Annotated in this window: 15 protein-coding genes and 1 pseudogene; 8 read left to right on the top strand and 8 right to left on the bottom strand. The window is 61.5% G+C overall.

The genetic code is table 11. The annotated features are described in order from the left end of the window. Positions 1–597: 597 nt before the first annotated feature. Both B0G75_RS04285 and B0G75_RS40485 read right to left on the bottom strand, forming a co-directional pair. Positions 598–795, bottom strand: coding sequence for an AraC family transcriptional regulator (locus B0G75_RS04285; RefSeq protein WP_106300897.1), 198 nt, complete (start codon positions 793–795; stop codon positions 598–600). A gap of 246 nt (positions 796–1,041) precedes the next feature. Beyond that, complete coding sequence (locus tag B0G75_RS40485; RefSeq protein WP_181309157.1) at positions 1,042–1,179, bottom strand: hypothetical protein; 138 nt, start codon at positions 1,177–1,179, stop codon at positions 1,042–1,044. Between the two features lie 368 nt (positions 1,180–1,547). Here B0G75_RS40485 and B0G75_RS41150 point away from each other — a divergent pair. Beyond that, positions 1,548–1,764, top strand: a pseudogene (locus B0G75_RS41150) (cyclic peptide transporter); the annotation flags it as partial. Positions 1,765–1,827: 63 nt separating this feature from the next. Here B0G75_RS41150 and msrA read toward each other — a convergent pair. Both msrA and B0G75_RS04270 read right to left on the bottom strand, forming a co-directional pair. Further along, positions 1,828–2,568, bottom strand: a complete 741-nt coding sequence (msrA, locus tag B0G75_RS04275) for a peptide-methionine (S)-S-oxide reductase MsrA (RefSeq protein WP_106300895.1) — start codon at positions 2,566–2,568, stop codon at positions 1,828–1,830. Positions 2,569–2,617: 49 nt separating this feature from the next. Then, positions 2,618–4,495, bottom strand: coding sequence for a cytochrome c biogenesis protein DipZ (locus tag B0G75_RS04270; protein WP_106300893.1), 1,878 nt, complete (start codon positions 4,493–4,495; stop codon positions 2,618–2,620). Between the two features lie 266 nt (positions 4,496–4,761). On the opposite strand from B0G75_RS04270, the gene B0G75_RS04265 reads away from it, so the two are divergent. Both B0G75_RS04265 and B0G75_RS04260 read left to right on the top strand, forming a co-directional pair. Continuing rightward, positions 4,762–5,499, top strand: coding sequence for a response regulator transcription factor (locus tag B0G75_RS04265; protein WP_106300891.1), 738 nt, complete (start codon positions 4,762–4,764; stop codon positions 5,497–5,499). Next, positions 5,496–6,992: a HAMP domain-containing sensor histidine kinase gene (locus tag B0G75_RS04260; protein ID WP_181309156.1), complete on the top strand. Its 1,497-nt coding sequence runs from the start codon at positions 5,496–5,498 to the stop codon at positions 6,990–6,992. The genes B0G75_RS04265 and B0G75_RS04260 overlap by 4 nt, the downstream gene beginning before the upstream one ends. A gap of 92 nt (positions 6,993–7,084) precedes the next feature. Here B0G75_RS04260 and B0G75_RS04255 read toward each other — a convergent pair whose 3' ends face one another. Together B0G75_RS04255 and B0G75_RS04250 are read right to left on the bottom strand one after the other, a co-directional pair. After that, positions 7,085–7,864 (bottom strand): hypothetical protein, encoded by a 780-nt coding sequence (locus B0G75_RS04255; protein WP_106301891.1) that lies wholly within the window; start codon positions 7,862–7,864, stop codon positions 7,085–7,087. A 98-nt stretch (positions 7,865–7,962) separates the two neighbouring features. Further along, positions 7,963–8,160 (bottom strand): hypothetical protein, encoded by a 198-nt coding sequence (locus B0G75_RS04250; protein ID WP_106300887.1) that lies wholly within the window; start codon positions 8,158–8,160, stop codon positions 7,963–7,965. A 186-nt stretch (positions 8,161–8,346) separates the two neighbouring features. Between B0G75_RS04250 and B0G75_RS04245 the strand changes: the two genes are divergently transcribed. Next, positions 8,347–8,667, top strand: coding sequence for a DUF4148 domain-containing protein (locus B0G75_RS04245; protein ID WP_106300885.1), 321 nt, complete (start codon positions 8,347–8,349; stop codon positions 8,665–8,667). A 117-nt stretch (positions 8,668–8,784) separates the two neighbouring features. On the opposite strand, the gene B0G75_RS04240 is transcribed toward B0G75_RS04245, so the two are convergent. Next, positions 8,785–9,153: a VOC family protein gene (locus B0G75_RS04240; RefSeq protein ID WP_106300883.1), complete on the bottom strand. Its 369-nt coding sequence runs from the start codon at positions 9,151–9,153 to the stop codon at positions 8,785–8,787. 294 nt (positions 9,154–9,447) lie between these two features. Here B0G75_RS04240 and B0G75_RS04235 point away from each other — a divergent pair, with 294 nt between their 5' ends. Both B0G75_RS04235 and B0G75_RS04230 read left to right on the top strand, forming a co-directional pair. Beyond that, positions 9,448–9,642 (top strand): hypothetical protein, encoded by a 195-nt coding sequence (locus B0G75_RS04235; protein WP_106277155.1) that lies wholly within the window; start codon positions 9,448–9,450, stop codon positions 9,640–9,642. A gap of 251 nt (positions 9,643–9,893) precedes the next feature. Continuing rightward, the gene (locus tag B0G75_RS04230) at positions 9,894–10,355 is read left to right on the top strand and encodes a hypothetical protein (RefSeq protein WP_106301888.1); all 462 of its coding nucleotides are present in this window, start codon (positions 9,894–9,896) and stop codon (positions 10,353–10,355) included. Here the strand turns inward: B0G75_RS04230 and B0G75_RS04225 are convergent. Further along, a complete protein-coding gene (locus B0G75_RS04225) occupies positions 10,331–11,209 on the bottom strand; it encodes a LysR family transcriptional regulator (protein WP_106300881.1) in 879 nt (292 codons plus the stop codon). The two genes, B0G75_RS04230 and B0G75_RS04225, sit on opposite strands and share 25 nt — an antisense overlap. A 121-nt stretch (positions 11,210–11,330) precedes the next feature. Between B0G75_RS04225 and B0G75_RS04220 the strand changes: the two genes are divergently transcribed. Together B0G75_RS04220 and B0G75_RS04215 are read left to right on the top strand one after the other, a co-directional pair. After that, positions 11,331–12,083 carry a TerC family protein gene (locus B0G75_RS04220; RefSeq protein ID WP_106300879.1) on the top strand — a complete coding sequence of 251 codons (753 nt, stop codon included), beginning with the start codon at positions 11,331–11,333 and terminating at the stop codon, positions 12,081–12,083. Positions 12,084–12,174: 91 nt separating this feature from the next. Further along, positions 12,175–12,486, top strand: a complete 312-nt coding sequence (locus B0G75_RS04215; protein WP_106300877.1) for a zf-TFIIB domain-containing protein — start codon at positions 12,175–12,177, stop codon at positions 12,484–12,486. The last annotated feature ends 36 nt before the right edge of the window (positions 12,487–12,522 follow it).

The following is a 12,522-nucleotide window of genomic DNA, read 5'->3' as shown; positions in this document are numbered from 1 at the left end:
AATTATAAACGTTTCATCCGCGTAACGTGGGCAGTTATGGGGCGATAAGTGACAATTACGAAAAATTTCTATAACGTCCATCCGAAGTCTTTCAGAATGGCACGGAACGGAAAAGGTCTTCCTCATGCTGCTGGATAAAACGTAATTCTTTGATTTGTCAGTAGATTAACTGGCTTTTCCTAGCCCAATTCGTCGTTCGCGCAATCTTTATATTGGTAATACAAATGCGCCGCGACTCTGTCGCTCGCTTATCCAGACGAAACTGCATAATTTAAATGTAATGTAAAAATGGTGTCGCATCCTTTTTTACGAGTAAATCAACTCGCCTCAGAAACCAGACGGGCCTGAAAATTTTAACTTTCGATATGTCGCACTTACTTCGCATCACGAATTACACTTTCTTTTCGCAATGACCACCATTTCTTCCAGCTAACGAAACGGCCGACGAAATTGTTTAGGCATACTATAAACATAGTAGCGGAACATCACCGTAAAGGTGCGCACGTCCGCGCAACCCGGATACTGGGCAACCTGAACTGTTGGCTGGCCGACCGAGAGCTTCGACAGGGCTTCGGCGAGACGCAGTTGCTCGCGCCACTATCCGAAACTCATGCCCGCCTCCTGACGGAAGAGCCGTGCGACAGTGCGTGAACTGGCGCCGATCCGCTCGGCCCAACGCTCGAGCGTGTCGCTATTCGCCGGCTCGGCGATCAGGCCTTCGCAAATACTGCGCAAGCGCGCATGACCCGGTAGCGGCAAGCGCGCCAGATGGGCGACTTCGTCGGTGTCTTCCAACAGCCGCAGATCAACGGCACGATCAACGCGGTGCGACTCTCGCCGGTGTCGTCGGCTTACGCGTCGAACACGTCGAGGATCGAAGCGCCCGGCAGTTCGCCAACCGCGATCACGCGGCACTCCCGCTTCTGCGGCGCGAGTGAACCCAGGTTCGATGTACAGCGTGCGCATCGAGACCTGGCCGACCCTGTGCAACTCATGTTCGACCTGCGAGCCGATCCACAGCGCGTTGGCTGGCGTGAGCGTTCACAAGGCCAATGGCGTGACCGCGCGCACGATGCCGCTCGTCGCATACGCGAGTTGCGCGCGATGATGCACATGCGCGATCTCGGGCGTGCCATCCGCGTAATCGATCGCCTGCGCGATCAGTTTTTTCGCGGCCACACTGTCGCCGAACGTTTTGTAGCTTCCGTTTGTTCGTGGCCGGATAAGAACCCCAGTCGCGCTAAGTAGCATAGAAGCAGTAAAAAATCTGTCCTGTTTTGTGACGAAGTTGTCCTGACCGAAGACAGGCTATCGTAGCAACGCTGCTTGGCGCGCCTTATTTGATGTGGCTGCTGGGACGGCGCCGCAGATCCGCGCCACCCGACTACGCAACCTATGTCGCCGCCATAAAACTTTAGATATCAGGAGAGGACGAAGCTTGCGGAACTGTTTAGATTGCTCAGGCGCCTCTGGCACGATTACCGTGCTCGCGGCCACATGGGCGCCGCGAGCGGCGTCGCGACGGCGCCTCTGCTCGCGCCGACTGTGCCGCCGACCAGAGTCCGACCTTCCGCCGGATTTTCTATAGGGAGGTCCTGCCGGACCTGAAGCGCCAAGGCAAAACGCTGATCGTGATTGTGCACGACGACCGCTATTTCAGCGCAGCCAACCGCTATATCCGGCTGGGAAGACGGCCGCATCGTCGAAGAAGTACGGCGCGTGCACGTGTCGGGTCACGCGCCGCTATCGGCCAATGCGTCGTGACACGCCGCGAGCGGCCACGGCTGCGGCCGCAGTCGCGATGACTGCGGCGCATCGGCCCACGCCCTATCGCGACGCCGTCGCAAACAACACCGGATCGTTGCGATACAGATCCGGGAACGTCCGCTTCAGATCGCTCACTTTCGGCAGATCGTTAATCGCAATGTACGGATAGTCCGGATGCAGCGCGAGGAAGTTCTGGTGATAGCTCTCCGCCGGGTAAAAGCCCTTGAAGTCCTCGACGCGAGTCACGACTTTCGCCGAGAACACATGCGCGTTGTCGAGTTGCGCGATATACGACTGTGCGATGCCGCGTTGCGCCGCATTCACCGGGAAAATCGCGGAGCGGTATTGCGTGCCGTGGTCGGGGCCCTGATAGTCCAACTCGGTAGGATTGTGTGCGACCGAGAAGAATATCTGTAGCAAGCGGCCATACGTGATCTGCGTCGGATCGTACGTGATCTGCACCGACTCCGCGTGTCCTGTATCGCCCTCGCTGACGGTTTCGTATTGCGCCGTGGATGCCGTCCCGCCGGTGTAACCCGAGGCAACCTGCTTCACGCCGCGCACATGTTCGAACACGCCTTGCACGCCCCAGAAGCAGCCGCCGGCGAACACTGCCGTTTCGCTATGCGTCGCGGCGGCTTTTTCGTCCTGTACGGGCGCGGGAATCTTCGTGGCGGCTTCAGCGGAATGCGCGACGTGCTGCGCGGCCACGACGCCCAGAGCAACGACGACGAGGCCCATGATTCGTGTGACGGAGAAACGCTTCCGCAGCGACGCTGTGCTGGTGGATATCGTACGCATGATCAATCCTTCATGTCAGTAAAAGTTGAGTCGAGCCGCTTGCGTCGGCTCAGCCGAACGTGAAAGCAAATGCCTGCACGCCCGGGTCCAGAAACTCGATCGAGAACGTGTGATCCCCGACTTCGCCCGTTTGCCGCACCAGTTGATAGAGACGCTGCCCGGTTACGGTGCCGCTGCCATCGGCGGCGACGTCGGTGCCGTGCGACGCGCCGGGCGCGGCGCCGTCGACGCTCACGCGAAACCGCACCGGCTTGCCGTCCTTGCCCGGACCGAGCACCAGATGCAGGTCGCGTGCATGAAAGCGATATACGATGCGTCCCGAGGGTGCAGCGAGCGTGGCGTTCTCCGCGCCAACGTTCCATGAACCGGCGAGGCCCCAGTCGTTGACGCCGGGTTGCGACGGCGCTGCATACGTGTGCGTCTTGTCCGCCACTTCCCCGCCCGGCGACGCGAAGTTCTCCGCCCGCTGATAACCCACGTAGGTTTCCGGCGATTGCATATCGGCGTTGTCCGCCGCGGCCTGCACACCCTGCGCACCGTCGCTTGCAATACCGAGCGCGACCTTCGACGCATTCGCGTGGCCCGCTTCGGTCAGCAGCTGCTGGATCACCTTTTCGGACTCCGCATAATCGCCTTCGCCGAAGTGGTGATAACGGATCTGCCCTTTCGCATCGACGAAATAGTGCGCGGGCCAGTACTGGTTATTCAGCGCGCGCCAGATCGCATAGTTGTTGTCGATCGCGACGGGATAGTCGACGCCGAGGTCGTGCGTGGCCTTCTTGACGTTGTCGATATTGCGTTCGAAGGCGAACTCCGGCGCATGCACGCCGATCACGACGAGCCCCTGATCCTTGTATTTCTGCGCCCACGCTTTGACATACGGCAGCGAACGCAGGCAGTTGATGCACGAGTAAGTCCAGAAGTCGACCAGCACGACCTTACCGCGCAAGTCCTGGGTGGTGAGCGGCGGCGAATTCAGCCATTGGACCGCGCCGTCCAACGGGGGCAACACGCCTTCCACCGGCAGCGCCGCTGCTTCGGCGGCGGCGGTGCGCATCATCGCGCCACCCTGCGCGGCATTGGCCGCGGTGGAATCCGCATCGGCGCCTGCCGCCGATTGCGACGCGGGGTTCGCGCTCACCATGGCACCGCCGGACGCATCGGCCGGATTGCCGGCAACCGGCGCTTTGCCCGGTGCCGCGTTCGGCGACAGCTTATCGACGAGTTTCTGTTCGAGTCCACCGGTCGCAACCGTCGAGACTCGAGCGAGCACGCCGGTGTCGAAACCGAGCGCGATCGCCGCCACGCCGCACAACATCAATGCGCCGATGCCGCGGCGGATCCATTCGCCCGCGCCCAGCGAGCGCTTCATCGCCGTGAACACCTTGCCGCCGATCAGCAGCGCCACCGCCAGCGAAGTCGCCGCGCCCGCCGCGTAGGCCACCAGCAGCAACGTCGTGCCGACGCTCGCACCGCGCAATGCCGCGCCCGTCAGCACGAGACCGAGAATAGGACCGGCGCACGGCGCCCACAACAGGCCGGTGGCAATGCCGAGCAGAAACGACGACCCCGCGCGGACCTGCTGACCATCGGCCTGCGCGAAATTCGACAGGCGATTGCCGGCGCTAACAAGCGGCCGCATCAGATGATCGGCGAAACGCGGGAACAGCAGGGTCAGCCCGAAGATCGCCAGCAGTGCGATAGCCACCCAGCGGCCGTACTGGTTAGCCTGCGTGACCCAGCCGCCGCCCACCGCGGCAAGCGTCGCGACGAGGGCGAAGGTCAGCGCCATGCCCGCAAGCAAAGGCAAGCCGCTGCGCACGAAAGGCTGGTCGGCGCGCGCGAACACAAACGGCAGCACCGGCAGGATGCACGGGCTGAGAATCGTAAGGGCGCCGCCGAGATAGGCGAGAACGATGAGTAACATGTCAGTTCCGAACGTTCGTATAGGTCGGTTAAAGTGGGCACGCTGACTCGGGCGGCAGCCGGCGTACAGTTCATTCAAAACCTGATACTGCAGAAAGTGCCCACATCCTAGAGCGCCGCCGATGTCGAAGTCCTCACGAAAAGTTAAATTAAATGTGATAACTCGCTGCCCAGAAATTTTGCACAATGGCGCCATGGCCGCTTTTCCCGGCGGCCGCGCCTGGCCCTCCTCCTCAACCACGCCCTGAACCGCGGCTCAAGCCCACCATGGACAATCCGAAGCGCATCCTGATCGTCGAAGACGACGTCGACATCGCCAACGTGCTGAGCCTGCATCTGCGCGACGAGCGCTATGAAGTCGTGCACAGCGCCGACGGCAATGAAGGGCTGCGCCTTCTGAAGCAAGGCGGCTGGGACGCGCTGATTCTCGATCTGATGCTGCCCGGCGTCGACGGGCTGGAAATCTGCCGGCGCGCCCGCGCGATGACGCGCTATACGCCGATCATCATCACCAGCGCGCGGTCGAGCGAAGTGCACCGGATTCTCGGCCTCGAACTCGGCGCGGACGACTATCTCGCCAAACCGTTCTCCGTGCTCGAACTGGTGGCGCGTGTGAAAGCGCTGCTGCGGCGCGTCGACGCGCTGGCGAAAGACTCGAAAATCGAAGCCGGCAGTCTGCGCATTGCCGGGTTGTCGATCGATCCGCTCACGCGCGAGGCCGCCGTCGACGGCAAGCCGATCGAACTCACGCCGCGCGAATTCGACCTGCTCTATTACTTCGCGCAGCATCCCGGCAAAGTGTTTTCGCGCATGGACCTGCTCAATGCGGTGTGGGGCTATCAGCACGAAGGCTACGAGCACACCGTCAACACTCATATCAACCGGCTGCGCGCGAAGATCGAGGCCGATCCGGCCCAACCCGAGCGCATCCTGACCGTTTGGGGACGCGGCTATAAACTCGCCGTGCCCGGCGAGCCAGCCGGCGCACCGAAGGACCCATCGTGAATCTGACGCTGACCCAGCGGCTCTCGCTCGTTTTCTCCGTGCTGCTGCTGGCATGCTGTGGCGCGTCGGCCTTCCTGCAGATCCGTTCGAGCGATCTGCACGAGAAGGAAGTCATACAGAGCCTGTCGCGCAATCTCGCCGACCATATCGCTCATGGCAACTCGTTGATGGATGCCAACGGCTTGCGGCCCGACGCGGTCCGGCAGCTATTCGGTCAACTGATGAGAGTGAATCCGAGCGTCGAGGTGTACCTGCTCGACAATCAAGGCCACATTAAAGGCGACGACGCGCCCGCGGGGCACGTCAAGCGCGAACAGGTGAATCTTGCGCCGATCCGGCAATTCATCGCGGGAGACGCGCTGCCGATTCTCGGCGACGATCCGCGCAGCCTCGACGGTAAGAAGGTGTTCAGTGCAGCACCGCTGCAATTGAGCGGACAGGCGCCGTCCGGTTATATCTACGTGGTCCTGCTCGGCGAGGAACACGACGCGCTCGCCGCGCGCGTCGCGGCCAGTTCCGTGCTGCGCACTACCTTGTGGTCGATGGCGCTGGTCGCGCTGCTGGGATTGCTGGCCGGCTTGACCGCATTCGGCCTGATCACGCGGCCGCTGCGGCGCCTGACCGACGCCATGCGCCGCTTCGATGCCGAGGGCGAGCCCGACACCCAGCCGAGCGTGCCGCGTTCGTCGCCGGCCGGACGCCGCGACGAAATCGCCGTGCTCGAAGCGACGTTCGCGCAGATGGCGAACCGCATCGGCGAACAATGGCGCGCGCTGACGCGCCAGGACCAGCAGCGCCGCGAACTGATCGCCAATATTTCGCACGACCTGCGCACGCCGCTGACCTCGCTGCACGGCTACCTCGAAACGCTTTCACTGAAGTCCGACACGCTCGGCGAAACGGACCGCAAGCGCTACCTGGCGATCGCGCTCGCGCAAAGCGTCAAGGTGGGCCGGCTCGCGCAGGCTTTGTTCGAACTCGCCAGGCTCGAACACGGCAACGTGCAACCCGCGCTCGAACAGTTCTCGCTGGTCGATCTGGTACAGGACGTCTTTCAGAAATTCGAATTGCCGGCCGAGGCGCGGCATATTCAGTTGCGCGCGAATATCCCGCCACGCTTGCCGAACGTCAGTGCCGATCTCGGCATGATCGAGCGCGTGCTGACGAATCTGCTCGACAACGCGATTCGCCATACGCCCGCTGAAGGATCGATCGAGGTGGACCTCGCGCACAAGGACGGCAAGGTGTCGGTGACGGTCAGCGACACGGGTCCCGGCATTCCGCCCGAGCAGCGCGAAGGTCTGTTCGAACGCCCGTTCAACTCAGGCGGCGCGCATCGGGGCGGCGGACTGGGGTTGCTGATCGTCCAGCGCATGCTGCAATTGAACCAGAGCCAGATACGTTTGCTCGACACGGCGGGAACGGGCACGACCTTCTGCTTCGAGTTGCCGACGGCCGCGATCAGGTCGAGTGCCGCAGGCGTCCTGATGTGACGGGCAGCGCTGACTCCGCTGCGACCTGCTGGACTCGGCGGGTCCAGGCTCAGACCAGCAAGTCCTCGCAGAACGCGCCGAACGTTGGCGGATCAGATGGTCATCGTCGCCTTTCGAAGCCGCCTGCGTTCCCGCCAGTTGCGTAATTGACCGGCGACGAAGGCGCCGATCAGCAACGCCAGATACAGCATCAGAATGTTGTGGCGCCATGTATCGAGCGAAAGTCGATGGGCGACCAGCTTGGGGTCGGTCTGCAATGGCCCGATGCAGAGTGCGAGGACCATCTGCTTCATTCGAACGAAACCCGCGGCGGACAGCATGGGCAACCCAACGAGCAGCCCGAGAAGAAAAGGTTTCGCGCGCCGCGCCCCAGCGCGATGGCGCATACGCAGCCACAGTCCCAGACAACCGTGCACCCAGCCGGGCGCAAGCAGTGCAAGCTGTAAACCTTGCGTGCCGCTAGTGATGAGCGATATCACGATGCGCTCATAGTTCGGCTCGAATCCGTACAGCGACGAGGCGAGCCGGGTGGATACCACATGACGGATCAGCAGCAGCGGCAAACTCAATCCCGCCCAAAGCCGCACCCATTCAGTGAGCGGCATTTTCCAGTGACGGCGCCCGTAAATCGTTCGCAGCGCCAGCGAAAAATGCAAGAGCGACGCGCCATAAAGAAGCACCGTTCCGGGCGCACTTCGCCACACCCGCAACGCCAGTGCCAGACCGCGACCCGCAAGATCCAGCGACCAGATCCCGAGCGCGTGATTGACCAGATGCAGGGACAGGTAGATCAGCAGCACCACGCCGGATACGAATTGACAGCGGCGCAGCAGAGTATGAACAGCCGATTCCCTCGCAGCGCGGCCAGCCATACTCAGCGACCGCCGAAAAGGCACTCGTGGCGCACGCCCGGCGGCTCGCAGCATGTCGGCCGGATACAGCGGCTTCCAGGTCGCAATACGCGTTCGATTCATTTCAGGCCTCGCGTGAGAGGCCGTTGCCGCCGCTCGAGAGCCGTTTTGTGACTCACCCGCGTCTGGCGGATAGCGTCGGCAAATTTCTCTAGTGCCGACAGCGAACCGCATACGCTGTGGTATTCCTCCCGGCCGATCCGGGCGTCGAGGATAACGGCCATTCCCGATTCGCGGGCCATATCGATGATGTTCATTTTGCTCACCCCAATTCGTGTCTTCACGCACTGCAAGACGCCGAATCCGACGTGATTATTCCCGCGCTTTTTTCAACGCGCTACCGGGAATAAGACATCCACTCCCCTGGTTTACCCGTTTAGAGCGTGCTAATGCCGGCTCACGTCGAGTTCGAACATTGCGCTCGCATATCAAGGAGTATTGACATGAAACCGACCTCTCTGAACCGTCTCATGGTCCGCGCCGCAGCCGGCGCACTCGTTGCAAGCGCCGCCCTTCTAGCAACGGCAAGCGGGGCCTATGCGCAAACGTCGGCCACGCCCGGCACGCATCAGCTCACGCGCGCCGAAGTGCGCCATGAACTCGAGGAGTTGGAAGCCGCTGGTTACGATCCGTCTCGCGGCGACGAAGGTGACTATCCCGCCGACATTCAGGAAGCGGAAAGAAAAGTAGCCGCCATGCACGCAGCCCAGCAGAGCGCGCTAAACAACAACCAGCCAGCCATGCAAGACATGCCAATGCATTGATGGCGCTCCGGTGTGTGTGAGCCTGTGGACAGCGGGTTCTCCTTTTGAGCGTCGGTCTTCTTCGGATCGACGCTCTTTTTTTGCCGCGTTCAACTCGACGCGCGAGAGCATTCGCGCCTAGCGGCTGGATGCGAAACTCCGGCTGGAGATCGAAATGGAATTGCCGTCGGGATCCTTGGCATTGGCAAATATGTAGCCGTCCGCCCGATGCGTCGCGCCGAATTGCAAGCCGTTCTTTGCACACTGCTCCTTGAACGCCTCCACGTCGCGAATATCGAACACGAGTTTAACGGTCAACTGGCCGGACTTCATCCCCTTGCCCGCCTGGTGAACCATGAGGATGGCGCCGCCGTGCGGCGACACCAACTCGACGATGCGGTCATCTGGGTCGATTCTGGAAGCGAAGCCAAAGTGCCGCTCATAGAACGCGCACGTCCTGGCGACATCTTTCACGTACAGCAAGATGCGGTTCAAGGTTGGGTGCATTGAATTCTCGATTGTTTTTTTAACAGTGCCCTCACACCAAAATCCGTTGGGACATGATCGTTTTAAATAAAACATCGCCAGTGTAGAGCCTGTTGTCGTTGGACAGACAGCAGGCTGTTCGACTGTTGGGTTTACCGCGCCACCCAAAGCTTCGCCGCAAGCTCTTCAAGCCGGCAATTCCTTTGTTGACAGCACTTTGAGTCTTCAAGCAGGCATGGCACATCATGTGCAGTGTGAGTGTGCGAACACACACACGTGCTCGCACACCCGGGTAACTTTCTCAAGGAGAACGTCATGAAAGACCTGAAAATCCGCGAACTGCATCGCAACGAAGAAATGAGCTCTGCCGACATGGCACGCGTCGTCGGAGGAAAAGATAAAGAACCTGTCGGCAAACCGACCCATATCGACGCAATGAATGGCGTGCTCACGTTCGGCGATGGCTCGAAGTGGTCGATGGACCTCAACGGCAAGCTTCATCCGCTTTAAATCGGCAAAGTTCGCCTGGTTCTCCGATGAGGTGCCTCGAAGTCGGGCGCTTCACCGGTGACCGGCCTCTTCGACACCCGACACGGTGCAACGGCCGCCACGCAGCCAACCAATACACACGCACGATTACCTGCCGACTTCGTTTTTTCCGAACCTTCGCTTCGCAATTAGCAGATTTATCCGATCGCGAACCTACCGCAAACTTGGAACTCATCTTCACTACGGACATCGTCCAAGCAAAGGAAAAGATCATGCGAAGCTACCCACGTAACAGCCCGCAAGCCGCAGCACGCATCGTCGCGCTGGCCCTCACTTCGAACGGTCACGTGTGCAGTTCGGAAGAGCGTGTGCTGCAGAAACTGAATATCGCCGGTGAACTCGGTCTCGCGCCCGCGCAATTCGAGCAGATCGTGCAGACGCTGTGCGAAGACCACTCGGTCGCGCAACTGTCGTTCGCGCCGCCGGTGGGCCGTCTCGACCCGGCCATGCTCACGACCTTGATCGACGAGATCGACGATCCTGCGTTGCGCCGCAAGGTCATTCGCCTGTGTGTCGCCGTGGCGGTCGCGGACGACTATCTGGCGGACGGCGAAATCGCCCTGCTCGCCGCCATGTTGAATGCGTGGGGACCCGACCTGACGCCGGCCGCCAACCGTCACGGGCTGCCGTCGCGCGTCATGCACGGTTATCAGCGCGCGCCCGCCACCACCTGAGAAGCGAGCCCGTGATGTTGCCCGCGACGCGAACGGATGGCGTGAATTTCCTCGATCACGCCATCGGCGCGGCCGAGCCAGCGCAGGCCTCGCAGCAGCGACAGATCTTCCGCGCCGAGTTCCGCGAGCGGAAACACGCCGAGGCCGCGCGCGGCGAACACCGCCATCAACGCGCTGTCCTCGAATTCGCCGACGATGTGCGGCCGGATGCCCTGCGCGTCGAACCAACGGTCGAGCCGCGCGCGCAAAGCGGCGTGCCGGGTCGGCAGAAGCACGGGAACCTCGGCGAGGCACTGCGGAAAGCCCGCGCGCGCGGATTTGCGGACGATCCCAGTCGGGCCGTACCAGTCGACCGGCGAACCGGCCAGGCGCTGGCTCAGCACGCGCAGGTCGGCATTCTGCGGTGCCGGCTGGCAAGCGAGCACCAGATCGAGCCGATGCAACGCGAGTTCCGACATCAGCTCGGCGTGCTCGCCCTCGTGACATAAAAGCCTGAGCGACGGCGTGCCGAGCACCGGCGCCAGCAGCGCATGCGCCGCGAGCTTCGAAATGCCGTCGGAAAGACCGACGGCGAGCCGCGCCACGCCTTCCCCACCGGACTCGCGCATCTCATCGAGGAGCGCCTCGCCAAGCTGAAAAATCTGCTCCGCGCGATTGAACGCCGTCTCGCCGGCTTCAGTCATCGTGACGCCGCGCCCCGCCGGCTTCAGCAATTGCCGCCCAATCGATTTCTCCAGCTCCCGCACCTGCGCGCTGATGGTCTGCACCGCCATATCGAGACGTTCGGCCGCACGCGCGAAACCGCCCTCTTTCACTACTATCCAGAAGTAATACAGATGCCGGTAATTGAGCATGGGGCGACACTTCGAAAAAAACGATACGTCGCTCAGATTATCACTGATTTATCCGAAGCCAGAAAATGGCGATCATGATCGCTAATCCAACGTCACCCGCATTCATTCGCTTACGGACACCATGGACACTCTGCTCACGCTCGTTGCCGACCCCGCCGCATGGGCCGCGCTCCTCACGCTGGTCGTGATGGAGATCGTGCTCGGCATCGACAACCTGATCTTCATCTCGATCCTCAGCAACAAGCTGCCGGAAGCGCAACGCGCGCGCACGCAGCGCATCGGCATCATGCTCGCGCTCGTGATGCGGCTCGGCCTGCTCGGCACCGTCGCGTGGATCGCGCAGTTGACCGCGCCCGCTATCACGCTGTTCGGTCACGCGTTTTCGTGGCGCGATCTGATCCTGCTCGGCGGCGGCCTGTTCCTCGTCTGGAAGGCGACGCGCGAGATTCACCACCACGTGACGTATGCCGAAGAGGAACGCAGCAAAGCGGGCAGCCCCGTCCAGTTGACCGTGGCGGCCGCGATCGGCCAGATCCTGGTGCTCGATATGGTGTTTTCGGTGGACAGCATCATCACGGCCGTCGGCATGACCGAACACATGCCGATCATGTTCGTCGCGGTGATCAGCGCGGTTCTCGCCATGCTATTCGCCGCACGCCCGCTGTCACGCTTTATCGATCGCAATCCGACCATCGTCACGCTTGCGCTCAGTTTTCTGCTCGTGATCGGTATGACGCTGATTGCGGAAGGTTTCGGTTCGCATGTGCCGAAGGCCTACATCTACGCGGCGATGGCATTCTCCGCGTTCGTGGAAGCGATGAACATGCTGGTGCGCCGCGCGAAATCGAAGCGCGCGCTCAACAGCGGGCAATAAGCGAAAAGCGTGTGATGGTTTTTTCCGGATCGGGCAGTCTGCATTCGCCCGGTCCAGCATCGATGTCTTTCTACTCTTGAGGAGCGACGCCATGAAATGCCCGGTTTGCAAGACCACCGACCTGCTGATGACCGAGCGCCGCTCGATCGAAGTCGATTACTGTCCCGACTGCCGGGGCGTGTGGCTCGATCGCGGCGAACTCGACAAGCTGATCGCGCAGGACGCGGCGAATTCAGACGCGCCGCCTGCTCCGCGCTCAAGTCACGATAGTCACGATCGCCACGATCACCATCGGCAGCGGGATCATTCGTACGACAGCCACCGCGGTTACGATGAGCATCGATCGGGTTATCGGACGCAGAAGAAAAAGCGCTCGCTTTTCGACGTGTTCGATTTCGACTGAGCGCCGTCGGCCATGAAGCAAGGAGCGCCGGGAACG

Origin of the sequence: Paraburkholderia sp. BL18I3N2, assembly GCF_003001875.1 — a bacterium.
Classification (GTDB): domain Bacteria; phylum Pseudomonadota; class Gammaproteobacteria; order Burkholderiales; family Burkholderiaceae; genus Paraburkholderia; species Paraburkholderia phytofirmans.
Note: the sequence above shows the minus strand (reverse complement) of the source record. Positions and strands in the feature narration are given on the sequence as shown.

What these genes read in the sequence shown, in the direction of transcription:
- msrA (WP_106300895.1), bottom strand. Translation starts at nt 2,568, where the DNA reads ATGCGTACGATATCCACCAGCACAGCGTCGCTGCGGAAGCGTTTCTCC.
- B0G75_RS04270 (WP_106300893.1), bottom strand. Translation starts at nt 4,495, where the DNA reads ATGTTACTCATCGTTCTCGCCTATCTCGGCGGCGCCCTTACGATTCTC.
- B0G75_RS04265 (WP_106300891.1), top strand. Translation starts at nt 4,762, where the DNA reads ATGGACAATCCGAAGCGCATCCTGATCGTCGAAGACGACGTCGACATC.
- B0G75_RS04255 (WP_106301891.1), bottom strand. Translation starts at nt 7,864, where the DNA reads ATGGCTGGCCGCGCTGCGAGGGAATCGGCTGTTCATACTCTGCTGCGC.
- B0G75_RS04250 (WP_106300887.1), bottom strand. Translation starts at nt 8,160, where the DNA reads ATGAACATCATCGATATGGCCCGCGAATCGGGAATGGCCGTTATCCTC.
- B0G75_RS04245 (WP_106300885.1), top strand. Translation starts at nt 8,347, where the DNA reads ATGAAACCGACCTCTCTGAACCGTCTCATGGTCCGCGCCGCAGCCGGC.
- B0G75_RS04240 (WP_106300883.1), bottom strand. Translation starts at nt 9,153, where the DNA reads ATGCACCCAACCTTGAACCGCATCTTGCTGTACGTGAAAGATGTCGCC.
- B0G75_RS04235 (WP_106277155.1), top strand. Translation starts at nt 9,448, where the DNA reads ATGAAAGACCTGAAAATCCGCGAACTGCATCGCAACGAAGAAATGAGC.
- B0G75_RS04230 (WP_106301888.1), top strand. Translation starts at nt 9,894, where the DNA reads ATGCGAAGCTACCCACGTAACAGCCCGCAAGCCGCAGCACGCATCGTC.
- B0G75_RS04225 (WP_106300881.1), bottom strand. Translation starts at nt 11,209, where the DNA reads ATGCTCAATTACCGGCATCTGTATTACTTCTGGATAGTAGTGAAAGAG.
- B0G75_RS04220 (WP_106300879.1), top strand. Translation starts at nt 11,331, where the DNA reads ATGGACACTCTGCTCACGCTCGTTGCCGACCCCGCCGCATGGGCCGCG.
- B0G75_RS04215 (WP_106300877.1), top strand. Translation starts at nt 12,175, where the DNA reads ATGAAATGCCCGGTTTGCAAGACCACCGACCTGCTGATGACCGAGCGC.